The organism is candidate division TA06 bacterium B3_TA06 (genome assembly GCA_005223075.1).
In the GTDB taxonomy this organism is placed as follows: Bacteria; Hydrothermota; Tepidihabitantia; order B3-TA06; family B3-TA06; genus B3-TA06.
The window spans coordinates 95870-107743 of sequence record NJBO01000001.1 but is presented as its reverse complement, the minus strand read 5'-3'; the positions used below and the strand labels follow the sequence as shown (position 1 = coordinate 107743).

The following is an 11874-nucleotide window of genomic DNA, read 5'->3' as shown; positions in this document are numbered from 1 at the left end:
ATCCTAGCGTTCTTTGATCAGCGGCACGATGCCCGGCAGCTTGTTGCCTTCCAGGAACTTAAGGCATGCGCCCCCGCCGATGGATACGTGGGTTAACTTATCCTTAAAGTCGAAGGCTCGCAGCATGGCCAGTGAGTCCCCACCACCGGTAACCGTAGTAGCACCCCGCTCGGTTGCGGCAACCACTGCTTTCGCCACCTCAAGCGAACCCTCGGCAAAGGCCCGCTCTTCATAGGCCCCAAGAGGCCCAAACCAAAGCACCGTCTTGGCCCGTGAGATCGAGGAGGCAAAAGCCTTCCGAGTCTCGGGTCCGATGTCAAAGCCCTCGAGATCGTCAGGGAAGGCATCAGCCCTGACCACCTTTTTCTTCTTCGGCTCAGCATAGGTTGGAGCTGCGATGTAGTCTATAGGCAGCTTGACCTTGGGCGAGTCGGCGATGTCGTCTATCTCATCCACCAGATCCTCGTCAACTATGGAGAGTCCCATGGGCAGACCTCGTGTGACCTGGACGGTGTAGGATGAGCCGCCGCCGACAAGAACCTCATCCACCTTATCCAGAAGGAAACGCAGCGAGCAAACCTTATCCTGGATCTTCTTACCGCCTATGATTACGACGTAGGGCCTCGCCGGTGCGTGTATCAAGCGGCTGAAGTACTCCACCTCTCTTATCAGCGAGAATCCAGCAGCCGGGTCGGCAAAGAGTGTAGGCAGAAGTGAGACACTTGCCTGTTCGCGATGTGACACCGGGAAGGCGTCGTTTACGTAATACGAACCGTAGGAGGCCAATTTCTTGGCAAACTGGGGATCATTTTTTCTCTCACCGGGATGGAAGCGAAGATTTTCCAACAGGAATATCTCAGCAGGGTGAGCTGCATCGATGCTTGCTTTTGTTACGTCATTTAAGGATTCGGAAAGGAAGTTAACCGGGTGGTTAAGAAGGGTCTGGAGCTCTGGCAGGACGCGTGCCAAGCTCATGTCAGGCTGGGGACCTCCCTGCGGCCTGCCCCAGTGCGAGAGGATGATTGGCACGGCCCCGCGTTCAAGCAGGTAGCCCAAAGTATCAAGCGTTCCCTTGATACGGGCGTCATCGGTAATCAGGCCTTCGGGGTTGACCGGGATGTTGTAGTCAACACGAACCAGAACCCTGTCGCCTTGTTTTATGGGCAGTTCTGAAACGCTTCGCAGGATCATAGCCGCCCCCCCATGTAGAGAACCAGGTCCCTTATCCGGTTCGCATAACCCCACTCGTTGTCGTACCAGGCAAAGACCTTGACGAGGTTACCCCCCACTACAGAGGTGAGCGGGGCGTCGAAGATTGCTGAGGCAGGGTTGGTTGTAAAATCGACCGAGACCAGGGGTTCACTCGAGTATTCGAGGATTCCTTTGAGATTCCCATCGGCGGATTTCTTGAAGGCAGAGTTAACCTCCTGGATGGTCGTGGTTTTACTTACTACTGCGGCGAAGTCAACGATCGAGACGTTAGGGGTAGGAACACGAATGGATATTGCGGATAGCTTGCCCTTAAGATGCGGCATCACCTTGATGATCGCCTTGGCTGCACCGGTGGTTGTGGGAATCATGGAGAGTGCAGCGGCTCTTGCTCTCCTTAAATCCCTGTGCGGCGCATCGAGGATGCGCTGGTCAGCGGTGTAGGCGTGGATGGTGGTCATATAGCCCTTCTCGATGCCGAATCCCTCGTCAAGCACCTTCACCACAGGGGCCAGACAATTGGTGGTGCAGCTTGCGTTGGATACAATGTGATGCTCGGCTGGCTTGTAGGTTTCATGGTTGATACCCATCACCAACGTTGGCACCGGATGCTCGCCCTTGGCCGGGGCCGAGATCACAACCTTCTTCGCACCGGCCTCAAGGTGGGCAGAGGCCTTCTCGTATGTCCGGAACAGCCCGGTTGATTCGACCACGATGTCCACACCCAGCTCCTTCCAGGGCAGGGCGGCCGGGTCCTTTTCTGCAAGCACCTTTACATCTCGTCCCTCGATGGAGAATCCATCACCTTCGGGAACTACATCCAGGCGTTCGCCGCGGTGGACCGAGTCATACTTCAAAAGATGCGCCAATGTCTTGGCATCGGTGATATCGTTGACCGCCACGAACTCGAGCCCTTTGTCCCTGAAAGCCGATCGGAAGAACAGACGTCCTATTCTACCAAAGCCATTGATGGCTACTCTCACCGCCATGTTTCCTCCTAGTTTTTCTTTTTCGCGCCTCTCAAAGCGCGAAATACTTTACGAACTCAGCGGGAGTAGGATAGGACTCGATTTCTTCTATCTCTTTCTCCTTTGTTTTGATCCATTTATGGATTAACTCTTTTGGGAATAAGCCTTGCTCGGCGAGGAAGTAGGCATCTGCGTTGAGTGCCCCAAGTGCTTCTGTAAGGCTTGCTGGCAGCCGCGGGAACCGATCGTCGTCGGCTTCGGGTTGATCTTCGACCAGTTCGCCGGGATTGAGGGCCTTACGGACCCCATCAAGCCCTGCCAGAAGGATTCCTGCAAGAGCAAGGTAGGGATTCGAGGTTGCGTCGGGCACCCGATACTCGAAGCGCAGATCCTTTGTTCCCCTCACGTATCCTGGTACCCGGAGAGCGGCCTTGCGGTTGGCACGTGAGTGGAACACCCTCGATGGTGCCTCGATTCCGCCTCTCAAGCGACGATAGGAGTTGGTGGTCGGATTACTGAAGGCACACAAGGCCCTTGAATGTTTGATTATGCCGCCCAGGAACATGAGTGCAGTCTCGGAAAGCTCGTTTTCGTCTTTCTCTGATGAGAATACGTTGCGGTTGTCCTTCCACAGCTGGATGTGGATGTGCATGCCGCTGCCAGCTTCATTTGCAAGGGGTTTGGGCATGAAGGTGGCGTATATCCCCCCGGCTCGAGCAGCGTTCTTGATAAGATATTTGACGGTTTGAATCGCATCCCCTGCCCGAGTAATATCAAGCAAAGCCGTTTCTATCTCTGCCTGAGCGTAGCGTCCCACCTCGTGGTGATGATACTTCACCTCTATCCCTGCTTCCTGTATGACTCGTACCATCTCGCTGCGTAGATTGGCAAAGGCATCCGTGGGAGGCGTGATGTGGTAGGCGTTCTGCAGTCCCGAAGGTGGCTCTGCCTCGCACGAGGAGACAAGATAACCCGAGGCGCTGGTTTCCAGGTAGAACTCAGCCTCGTCAAACAGATAGAACTCAAACTCAGGCAACACGAAGATGCGGTCTGCGAGCCCCTCTTTTCGTATGAACTCTACCACCATTCTGAGTATGTTCCGGGGACAGGCGGAAAAGGGCGTCTGGCCGTCAGGCTCATAGATGTCGCCATACAAGCTTGCAGTGGGTCGCTCGTAGAATGGATCTATGAAAAGGTGTGAGGTGTCCGGTTTCACTACGAGGTCGGATTCGGCAACGTCACGGAAGCCGCCGAGTGAGGAGCCGTCGAAGCCCACCCCCTGGGCAAGAGCCGTCTGGAGTCTTGCTAATGGAAAGGTGATGTGATGCAATCTCCCCGAAAGATCGGAGAGCTTTAGGTCCACAAACTCAACACCGCCTTCTTTCAGTTTATTGATCAATTCCTCGTGGCTACTCATTAAATCCTCCATGTGAGGTCACAGAATTACTTTTGTGTCGCTGGACACCTCGTGTTACTCGATGTTCAGGGATTAAATTATATTTTCTAATAAAACGCATCAACTCTTTTACCCTCACTGAATCTTTTGCTATCAAGTCATGCTCTTCTGCAAGTTGGATTACTTTTTTCCATGTGGGTTTTTTCTTTGAGAACCAAGGCATGATTTTCATTGTCCTATAGAAGACCACTACGTTTATCATGCTACTCAGTTTTTGGGGATCTATGTAAATCTTATGCATCTTCTCTTTTTTGTACTTTTGGATTCGGTTGTACAGAGACATAGGTAGTATGCCAAAAATTTTTCCCCATCGTGTAAGAACATGTTGTTTCTTCCCATGAGAAGCTAACTCATAACTTTTAAGAATGCGTTCGATGTCGTCTTCGGGGATAGGTGCCTTTTTCATGCTTCTCCCATCAGAACTCCTGGGTGATTTGAAACCGTACGCTTCTAGTCCAGCCCTCGACCGGGCCGGTTAAGATGTCTGCAAGTAGAAACCCTGCCCCGGTTCCCTCGTAGATCTCCCACTTAAAAGATAATCCAAGATTCAGGACATCCGCTTGCCTTTGGGGATACACGGTTAACTCAGGAGTAATGCTGAATGCATAGCCCAACCTGACTCCACTCACAGCATAAAGATGAAAGGCGTGCTCGTCCAGTAGATCGTAGCCCGCTCCAAGGCCCAGATCAAACGCTACCCATCCTGCAGGTATCAGCTTCCCTGCAACGAGGTAGAACCCGGCCTGATTTACCTCGATCGAGCCAACCGGGTCCTGGGAGTCGAACCCGACAGCGAGTGAAAGTGGGAAGCTTGCCTCATCAAGGATGGCAACCTTGGCCTGCACTCCAGGAGGCAAGTCATACCACTCGATCGGACCCGAACCGATGATGTTTCCGCCTCCGTACGAAAGCCCGATCTGGAAGCGGTCGAAGAACCCGACACTTAATCCTGCAAGCAATCCACCCCCAGGAGCCAGGTGCAGGCCGACCCCGTAAGAGCCATGGATGGCAACACTTGCATCCGGACGGTGTACATAGGACTGTCCAAATGCCACACACGCCATTGCAAGTAGCAGAAGGGTGATAAAGGTAGGCCGCTTCGCTTTTGGTCCATCTGGCACGAAGCGCTTACGATTCATACCCCTATCTTATTCCTCCAAGCCTCGTTGTCAAGCTTGCCTTTGAGGGTATGGTCAGAACGAGAAGATGAGATCGATAAGCGCAAATATTATTCCTATCACCACTATAAGAAGAATGAATACAAGTACTGCAAGCCAAGTGTTCCTTCGAGATTTCTTCTGTTTTTCTTGGGAATTTTCTTTCATAACCTTACCGGAGGCTGCAGATGATTACTAGAACAAGCCAGATGAGTACGGCGACGACAACCCAGACTATCGCTTTTCTGGCAGACGATTTCTTTTTTTGCACCTGGATTTCGGGCTTTGCCGCGTGCGTTTCCGCTTGTCTTGCTTGTTCTACCTTCAGGTTTGCGTAGAACTCCTCGAACTCATGAGTAGCGCTCGCCTCAGGTTCTACCGTTACTTCTTGGAGTGTCTCTGTCTGGGTGGAAGGCTCTGAAGGGGTTTCTAACCTTTTCTCCAGTTCTTCGTCCGAGACCGAGGTGAGCTCCTTCTCTGTTTCGTATCCTTTCTTTGCTTTTTCACGGTCTGCGCGTAAGGACTCAAGGAATCTTTCGGCGCGCTCTGAGGCGGTTTGAAGGCTTTCTTCTTTATCCTCGATTTCCTCTTGTGTGAGGAGGAATACCTCATGGCATCGCCGGCACATCCTGAGGTTTGTCCCCCAGTCCACTAGCTCATCTGAGCCGCACTTGGGACACGTGGTAGCTTCGTCGCTCATAGTTTATTCTACACGGGGCGAGCTCAGCGTCAAGTAGCAATGATTCAACCTCAGGTGTTTGACGTACTGGGAGAACTCACAAGTATCAAAAAGCTAAACCTAAGCAGTTGACTCCTCTGCTTGGAGATACCTTGACATCCCATAGAAACGCTGTATTATAAACATACTGGAATTGACCGTAAAAGGCGGCTTGATAGCAACTATCAAGTCACCAAACCAACCAAGGAGGACGGTATGAAAAAAGCGTTCCTAGTGTTCACCGTAACAGCCTGCGCAATGGTGACCGTTGCCTTTGCCGGACCGCCGACTGAGGTTTGGAACCAACCCTACGAGTCAGGCGGCAATGACCAGCCCTTGGCCATAGCGGCTGATGCTGCGGGCAACGCCTATGTCACAGGTTACTATGGAGATATAGGCACTGCTGCTTGCCGCACTATCAAGTATGATACTGACGGCAACGTCGTATGGAACAAGCTCTTCGACGAGGACGACATTGATCTCGGCTGGGACGTAGATGTGGACGCCTCAGGCAACGTATATGTGGCAGGTTGGGCCTGGAACGGCAGCAATTGGGATTATCTTCTTATCAAATACGATCGTGACGGTAATCAGGTTTGGAGAGAGTCCTGGGACGGCCTTTCTACTGACATTGCCTCTGGCGTAGCCGTGGATGCTTTGGGTAACGTCTACGTAACAGGCGGCTCCGATGTCGGTGGTGTGGGTTTCCGTACCATCAAGTATGATTCAGGCGGTAACCTCCAGTGGTCCCACCCTTACGACGAGTTCGGTAACGGATCAATTGGTCAAGACGTGGCAGTGGATGCTGCAGGTAACGTCTACGTGGCAGGTTACACAAACAACGGTACGGACGACGATTATCTCACCATCAAGTACGATACGGACGGCAACTTCCAGTGGAGCGATGCACGTGACGAGAACTACAACGACGAAGCCTACCGTATAGCGGTAGATGCTGATGCGAACCTATACGTTACAGGCCGCTCTAGGAACAGCGGCGGTGACTACGATTTCTTTACTGTCAAGTATGATACGGACGGCAACTTCCAGTGGAAGAAAAGGTATGGAGGTAGTGAGCATGAGGAAGCCCGCGGCGTAGCGGTTGATGAATACTTCGTGTATGTTACAGGTGGCCGCGATAATGGCGTTGATGTTGATTTTCTTACTGTTCGCTATGACAAAGAAGGCACCTTCAGCTGGGAGAAGGATTTTGACTCAGGTGATGATGACATGGCTCAAGGTATAGCGGTGGATGGTTCACATTACCTTTACGTGACAGGGCTTTACTACGACGGCAGTGATTACGATTTCCGTACCATCAAGTACGAGCAGGACGACATCCCGGCGGTAGCAGAAATCCCAACGGTTTCCTCTCTCACTCTGGAAATAGTCGGAAACCTTTCGGCAACCCCTACACTCAACTACAGCCTTCCCGCCAGTATGCAAGGTAGGCTAACCTTCTACTCGGTTGATGGCCGGGCAGTTGAAACATTCGCGCTGAACTCGTCGCAGTCCACATTTACATGGAATGCTAACAAGGTATCTGCAGGGGTCTACTTTGCAAGACTTGTCGCAGGCAATGAATCGGTTACCGTAAAGGCTATCCTGGCGAGATAAGAGATCTTCAAGAATAACAATAAGGGGTGCTTTAAGGCACCCCTTAAATTTACTGAACGAATCCTATGTAGGTGTGTTACGGTGTGTTACTGGTTACTTCTTGGACCACAGGCCGAGCTTGTTGCCGAAGACGTCCAGGAACTCGGCGTAGTAGCCCCACTCGTCCGAGATCTTGGTCTTGGGGGCGACTATCTTTCCGCCCGCTGCCTCGATCTCGACAAGCTTGGCCTCGATGTCATCCACTCCGATATGCAGGAGGGCACCCTCGGTGGAGGGCTTGGCTTGTTTGCTGAACCCGCCGCCTACCGCATCTTCACCCGCAGACCACATAGCGTAGTCCATCTCAGGTGTCATCTCAACCTTCCAGCCGAATACCTTAGAGTAGAACTCGGCTGCCTTCTCGAGATCCGGCGCCGGGATCTCGATGTGAACTATCTTGGACATCACTCCTCCTTACGCTTTCCAGCGCTTAAGGTTTGAAAGCATTCCGCTGATCTCAGGCTTTGCCTGCTCAGCGGTCAGATCAGGCCTTTGGGTCCATTCTCCCCAGTTGGGAGCGAGGTATGCGACCATATCTTCCATGCTCATCTCAGGATTGGTGAACTGCCCCTTCTGGTAACAGTGGGTGCAGTATTCTTTGCTTTGAGAGGCGTCTGCCTCGGTGCCGAAGTGCTCGGGTTTAGTCATCGGCATCAAGCAACTCTGACATATCACTCCTTCAGGCATCTGCATGATCTCCTCCTTTGGTTAGATGTTTTGCGTGAGCCATGAAGCCTTTGACACTTGGTATCATAGCGGAAGTTGGAGACGTGTCAACCCAGGAAGACGTATCCAGATGGTTGTGTTCCTAGATCACGTCCACGTCTTGTGGGTCTGCCAGCGACGCAGCCCGGAGATGAAATGGTTGACGTCAACCAACGCCTCACGATAGGTCAGGTTATTTTCTTTCATCCATAAAGGGACGATCCTTGAGATTATCTGCCGGCGTGTGAGTCTGGGTTCAGTAAAACAACCCTCTGCGTAACACCTTCTGCAGAAATCATGATTTAAGGAACCGTCCGCTTCTGTGCCGAGGTCTCTTGGGTTATGAATGACCCGGGCACAGCTTTGACAGTAAGCATAACTCATTGCGCCTCCTCCTAGCGGCTTTAGTATATACAAATCACCGATGGTGTCAAGTCCCTGGTCTAGATATTTCTGGTCAGGGTATGATCCTTATGGATGGTTTTTATCCCTCCGCTTTCCCTTGGCTTTTGCATATGGATAGCGCTTTTTATCATAGAAAAGAAGCCCAGGTCGTCAAGTTGACGCAGATATCCCCCAAATACCTTGACGTTTCTGAGATATTGAAGAGAATTAATCTAATGAAGCCTGATGTGAACTTCACTCCCATGCGAGGGAAGTCGGTTGTGCTGCGTGCACGCGATCCCCGGCTCCTGCGTGAGTTCTACGCCAAGCGGTTTCAGGCCGATGTGCTCCGATGGGCAGATGTCTGGCCGAAAGAACCCGGCTTTGAGGAGGTAAGGTTGCGTTTTGAAGAGCAGGAGCGATCTTCCAAGGAGTGGCGGTTGTGGATTCACACCCTGGAAGGCAAGCTGATAGGTGAGGTGAGCCTTACCGATATAGACAGGCTGAAGCGGAAGGCAGAGTTCTCCATCGTTCTCTTTGATCCCGCCTACTGGGGCAGGGGATACGGCAGCGAGGCGGCGAGGCTCGTTCTCGTCGAGGCGGCAAAACGCTTTGATCTGGAGCTTTTCTATCTTTTCACCGCTGCCGATAACAAGAGGGCGATAAGGGCATTCGAGAAGCTCGGGTTCAGGATTACCGAACGGCTTAGACTCGAGGGGGAAGGTTTCGTGAAGATGGTGGCAGAGGCCTAGACTTTTCGCTCAAGCCGATTCTTCAATCTTTTCCTTGAGATAATCCTTTAATCTTTCCCACGAATCCCTGAGCTTTCCCTGATTGCACCATGCCGTGTTGTTGGTAAGCAATGGGTCAGCGTTATCATCAAGGCCGCTTCGTTTGAACTCAAGGGTTCCAGGAACAGGAGAGAACTCGGCAAGATGAGGCTTAACGTCTAGGGAGAGTGCAAGATCGAGGGTTCTTTTGACACTCTCCCCAGTCTGGCTCGGCAGACCGAATAAAACGTAGGCGTGAAGTTCGTCACTAAAACCTGCATCCTTAAGCACTCTAACCGCTTGTTTGAACGCATCCGGCGAGACCTTGGCCCCGGTAATTTTTAGAAGTCGCTCGTCTACCGTCTCAAGGCTCAGGTATAATGAGCGGAATCCGGCCTGCTTCATCAATCTCGCCCTTTTAGGCGTTATTTGGTTCACGTGCAGCCCGTTGGGAGTATGGAGTTCTAGAGCCGCATCCATCTTGATTATCTTCCGCATTATCTCGTCAAATTGCGGATGAAAGAGCATGGCGTCGTCGTAGAAGGCGATTCTTCGTATCTTGAGATCGGCAAGGTACTTTAACTCCACAGTGATATCCTTCAACTTGCTGGGAAGGTAGTGGGATTCAAGCCGATGCGATGCGCAGTAGGTGCAGCGGAACGGGCAGCCGCGCGAGATCGTCGTCACCGCGTAGTCGAGTTTCGAATAGAGGTCCCAGGCAGGAAAGGGCGTTTCTTCGAGCAGATTAAGACCAACGAGCTTCTCGAGCCTCTCTTTGATCTCTGCAAGGCCCCCTTTAAGGACTACATCCGCCTCTGAGTTCTTCCGTGCGTGTTCAGGCAGAAGCATTGCATAGATTCCGCCAAGTATTATCGGCACCCCATAGTATCTCTTGTGAAGGACCTCGATTGTTTCTCTGACCCCGGTGTACCAGTAGGTCATACTCGAAGTCACGAGAACGGCGTCCGCATCGGGAAGTTCGGATAACTTCTCATCGAGTATTCCCTTGGGCAACCCGTATCTTCTGAACTTACGAGGGACGTTTTCAACTATCCCCGGTCTATCGATCTCCTCGGCGAAGAACTTGCCGCGTCCCCACTCGTCGGTCTTGGTGCGTTCATGCAGCCAGGGATGGTTGCGGTCAAGTAGATCAAGAAGATGCACCTCTGCCCCCGCCTCTCTTAATGCACCGGCAATTCTCAGAAGACCGAGAGGCTTGAGCCAGAAGTCAAACGCGGCGAAGTCGTGTATCCATGGATTTACTAATAGTAATCGCTTCATCCTTTAGACCTCAAAAAGGCCTCGATTGCATCGGGTCCTTCAAAATCAATATTGTCTATATGATGTAACCTAAGATTTGCGAGGGAGTTAGGAAATCTTGTCCATCTTGGACCGGGAGGTTTTCTTCTTGAGGACGGGGCGTTCTTTGCCGGGTTCTGAAGATTTTGATCTGCCTCGTCTGTGGTCTTTTCGTCCCCTATCCTCTCGGGAGCGTTTTCGCTTTGAGGGACGTTTACCGTAAACACCGGCTTTCTTCCTCGTTGGTCTCCAGAGCTTCTCCAGTTCCAGGAGATGGAACACCTCGGCACCGTCCTTTGCCAGTTCGGCGGCAATCAAACGTCGGTTGCACTTTTCGGGTGTGTGTTCGGAACACAGTATCAAAAGCCCCCGGGTACGCGCCAGGCGTTTAAGGATGGCGATCCCCCGTTCGTATAGCGCTGGGTCCAGGTTATTCACTCTCCCGGTCTCACGTTCAGATCCTAGTTCGTTGCCCAGGTATATGTACTCAACCTTGTTGTTTTTGCAGATATTCTGGATGTTTTCTCGCCTTAAATGTTTGATGGGAGAGGCGGCAGAACGGCGGATGTCTGCCAAGACCTGAATCTGATACTTGGAAAGGATCTTTGCGATTTCCGGTTCGGATCGGTTTTCGGTCCCAAGGGTGTAGATACGCACTTAACTAACTTACCCCGCTGGGCGAGTCCGGCGTTTTTGGCTCAGAAGAGGAGTCCAAATCGTCCCGTTTTGCTTGCAGCCATCCGGGAAGATCCGATTTCTCTTCTTCGGGGGGTTTTTCTTCCGGTTCCCCAAAGGACGTTGGCGGTGAGGAGGGTGGGGTTTCTTTTTGAGTCATGGCGCTGGGAGCAGGTTCTGAAGGTTTCTCAGGGGTTGGCGAAGACTGGGTTGGAGGAGATTGGGTTTTTTCGCGCCCCGCGATGGTTGCATGTAGCTGTGCAAGCAAGGGGTTGATCTTGATTAGTGCTTCGCTGGTTTTCTCGTGTGATTGAGCCAGACTTTCCAGGGCTTGAAGGATGGACTCCTGGTAGGACTTAAACGCATCGTTAAGATGCTGGATGCTTGTGGAGATCACTATCGAAAGCATCTCCGCCTTCTCGAATACGATCTGGTCCGAGTCCTTCTTGATACGGTCAGGAAGCTCTTTGGATACAACCTCTATCAAACGCTGGAGTTCTTGGCCCCCTCCAACGGCTTCACGCAGTTCCGCACCAAGTCTGGTCGGAAGGGTGGATGAAAGAATGCCCACGAGTTGATCCAGCTTGTCGTTGATGGCAAGGATTGCACTTTCGGTTTCCCTGCTGCGCGTCCGGGTTACTATCTTCTTGCCAGAGGAGTCGTAGCGCACCTCTTTGGCTTGCTGTGCTCTTGGTTTTTCTTGCTGTTGCATACAACTACCTCCTAGAATCGGCGGATCAGGGCCAGTATGGCCTTGAGCCGCTGGTCTGTTTCACGCAAACGTTGTGATAACTTCTTTGCCAGCCCCCACAAGATCCAGTAGGCGGCCGGATTATTCTGATCAAAGATTTTTTTCAGGGTCCTAACTTCCCCGGAA

Annotated in this window: 14 protein-coding genes; 2 read left to right on the top strand and 12 right to left on the bottom strand. The window is 52.0% G+C overall.

The features are described 5' to 3' along the window. Positions 1-3 precede the first annotated feature (3 nt). From pgk to CEE36_00540, 6 genes are all read right to left on the bottom strand, one after another. On the bottom strand, positions 4-1191 hold the full coding sequence (pgk, locus tag CEE36_00565; GenBank protein ID TKJ44267.1) for a phosphoglycerate kinase: 1188 nt from the start codon (positions 1189-1191) through the stop codon (positions 4-6). Next, entirely contained in the window at positions 1188-2198 is a 1011-nt protein-coding gene (gene gap / locus CEE36_00560) for a type I glyceraldehyde-3-phosphate dehydrogenase (GenBank protein TKJ44266.1), read from the bottom strand. Before gap ends, pgk begins: the two co-directional genes overlap by 4 nt. A gap of 31 nt (positions 2199-2229) precedes the next feature. Then, a complete protein-coding gene (glnA, locus tag CEE36_00555; protein TKJ44265.1) occupies positions 2230-3606 on the bottom strand; it encodes a type I glutamate--ammonia ligase in 1377 nt (458 codons plus the stop codon). Beyond that, positions 3587-4039, bottom strand: coding sequence for a hypothetical protein (locus CEE36_00550; protein TKJ44264.1), 453 nt, complete (start codon positions 4037-4039; stop codon positions 3587-3589). Before CEE36_00550 ends, glnA begins: the two co-directional genes overlap by 20 nt. A gap of 10 nt (positions 4040-4049) precedes the next feature. Next, entirely contained in the window at positions 4050-4772 is a 723-nt protein-coding gene (locus CEE36_00545; protein TKJ44263.1) for a hypothetical protein, read from the bottom strand. A 190-nt stretch (positions 4773-4962) separates the two neighbouring features. Continuing rightward, on the bottom strand, positions 4963-5490 hold the full coding sequence (locus tag CEE36_00540) for a hypothetical protein (protein TKJ44262.1): 528 nt from the start codon (positions 5488-5490) through the stop codon (positions 4963-4965). A 234-nt stretch (positions 5491-5724) separates the two neighbouring features. Between CEE36_00540 and CEE36_00535 the strand changes: the two genes are divergently transcribed. After that, entirely contained in the window at positions 5725-7125 is a 1401-nt protein-coding gene (locus CEE36_00535) for a hypothetical protein (protein TKJ44261.1), read from the top strand. A 93-nt stretch (positions 7126-7218) separates the two neighbouring features. Here the strand turns inward: CEE36_00535 and CEE36_00530 are convergent, their stop codons facing one another. From CEE36_00530 to CEE36_00520, 3 genes are all read right to left on the bottom strand, one after another. Beyond that, on the bottom strand, positions 7219-7569 hold the full coding sequence (locus CEE36_00530; GenBank protein ID TKJ44260.1) for a glyoxalase: 351 nt from the start codon (positions 7567-7569) through the stop codon (positions 7219-7221). Between the two features lie 9 nt (positions 7570-7578). Next, positions 7579-7851: a transcriptional regulator gene (locus tag CEE36_00525; GenBank protein ID TKJ44455.1), complete on the bottom strand. Its 273-nt coding sequence runs from the start codon at positions 7849-7851 to the stop codon at positions 7579-7581. A 126-nt stretch (positions 7852-7977) separates the two neighbouring features. Further along, positions 7978-8253 carry a hypothetical protein gene (locus tag CEE36_00520; protein ID TKJ44259.1) on the bottom strand — a complete coding sequence of 92 codons (276 nt, stop codon included), beginning with the start codon at positions 8251-8253 and terminating at the stop codon, positions 7978-7980. Positions 8254-8333: 80 nt separating this feature from the next. Between CEE36_00520 and CEE36_00515 the strand changes: the two genes are divergently transcribed. Continuing rightward, positions 8334-9005: a hypothetical protein gene (locus CEE36_00515; GenBank protein TKJ44258.1), complete on the top strand. Its 672-nt coding sequence runs from the start codon at positions 8334-8336 to the stop codon at positions 9003-9005. 9 nt (positions 9006-9014) lie between these two features. On the opposite strand, the gene CEE36_00510 is transcribed toward CEE36_00515, so the two are convergent. The 3 genes from CEE36_00510 to CEE36_00500 all read right to left on the bottom strand — a co-directional run bounded on the left by CEE36_00510 (position 9015) and on the right by CEE36_00500 (position 11709). Next, positions 9015-10304 carry a hypothetical protein gene (locus CEE36_00510; GenBank protein ID TKJ44257.1) on the bottom strand — a complete coding sequence of 430 codons (1290 nt, stop codon included), beginning with the start codon at positions 10302-10304 and terminating at the stop codon, positions 9015-9017. Positions 10305-10391: 87 nt separating this feature from the next. Next, entirely contained in the window at positions 10392-10979 is a 588-nt protein-coding gene (locus CEE36_00505; GenBank protein TKJ44256.1) for a hypothetical protein, read from the bottom strand. A gap of 4 nt (positions 10980-10983) precedes the next feature. Next, positions 10984-11709, bottom strand: coding sequence for a hypothetical protein (locus CEE36_00500; protein ID TKJ44255.1), 726 nt, complete (start codon positions 11707-11709; stop codon positions 10984-10986). Positions 11710-11874: the final 165 nt, after the last annotated feature.

Excerpts from the sequence above, each read along its gene's own strand:
- CEE36_00535 (TKJ44261.1), top strand. The coding sequence starts at position 5,725 with ATGAAAAAAGCGTTCCTAGTGTTCACCGTAACAGCCTGCGCAATGGTG.
- CEE36_00525 (TKJ44455.1), bottom strand. The coding sequence starts at position 7,851 with ATGCCTGAAGGAGTGATATGTCAGAGTTGCTTGATGCCGATGACTAAA.
- glnA (TKJ44265.1), bottom strand. The coding sequence starts at position 3,606 with ATGGAGGATTTAATGAGTAGCCACGAGGAATTGATCAATAAACTGAAA.
- CEE36_00500 (TKJ44255.1), bottom strand. The coding sequence starts at position 11,709 with ATGCAACAGCAAGAAAAACCAAGAGCACAGCAAGCCAAAGAGGTGCGC.
- CEE36_00550 (TKJ44264.1), bottom strand. The coding sequence starts at position 4,039 with ATGAAAAAGGCACCTATCCCCGAAGACGACATCGAACGCATTCTTAAA.
- CEE36_00530 (TKJ44260.1), bottom strand. The coding sequence starts at position 7,569 with ATGTCCAAGATAGTTCACATCGAGATCCCGGCGCCGGATCTCGAGAAG.
- gap (TKJ44266.1), bottom strand. The coding sequence starts at position 2,198 with ATGGCGGTGAGAGTAGCCATCAATGGCTTTGGTAGAATAGGACGTCTG.
- CEE36_00510 (TKJ44257.1), bottom strand. The coding sequence starts at position 10,304 with ATGAAGCGATTACTATTAGTAAATCCATGGATACACGACTTCGCCGCG.
- CEE36_00520 (TKJ44259.1), bottom strand. The coding sequence starts at position 8,253 with ATGAGTTATGCTTACTGTCAAAGCTGTGCCCGGGTCATTCATAACCCA.
- pgk (TKJ44267.1), bottom strand. The coding sequence starts at position 1,191 with ATGATCCTGCGAAGCGTTTCAGAACTGCCCATAAAACAAGGCGACAGG.
- CEE36_00540 (TKJ44262.1), bottom strand. The coding sequence starts at position 5,490 with ATGAGCGACGAAGCTACCACGTGTCCCAAGTGCGGCTCAGATGAGCTA.
- CEE36_00545 (TKJ44263.1), bottom strand. The coding sequence starts at position 4,772 with ATGAATCGTAAGCGCTTCGTGCCAGATGGACCAAAAGCGAAGCGGCCT.
- CEE36_00515 (TKJ44258.1), top strand. The coding sequence starts at position 8,334 with ATGATCCTTATGGATGGTTTTTATCCCTCCGCTTTCCCTTGGCTTTTG.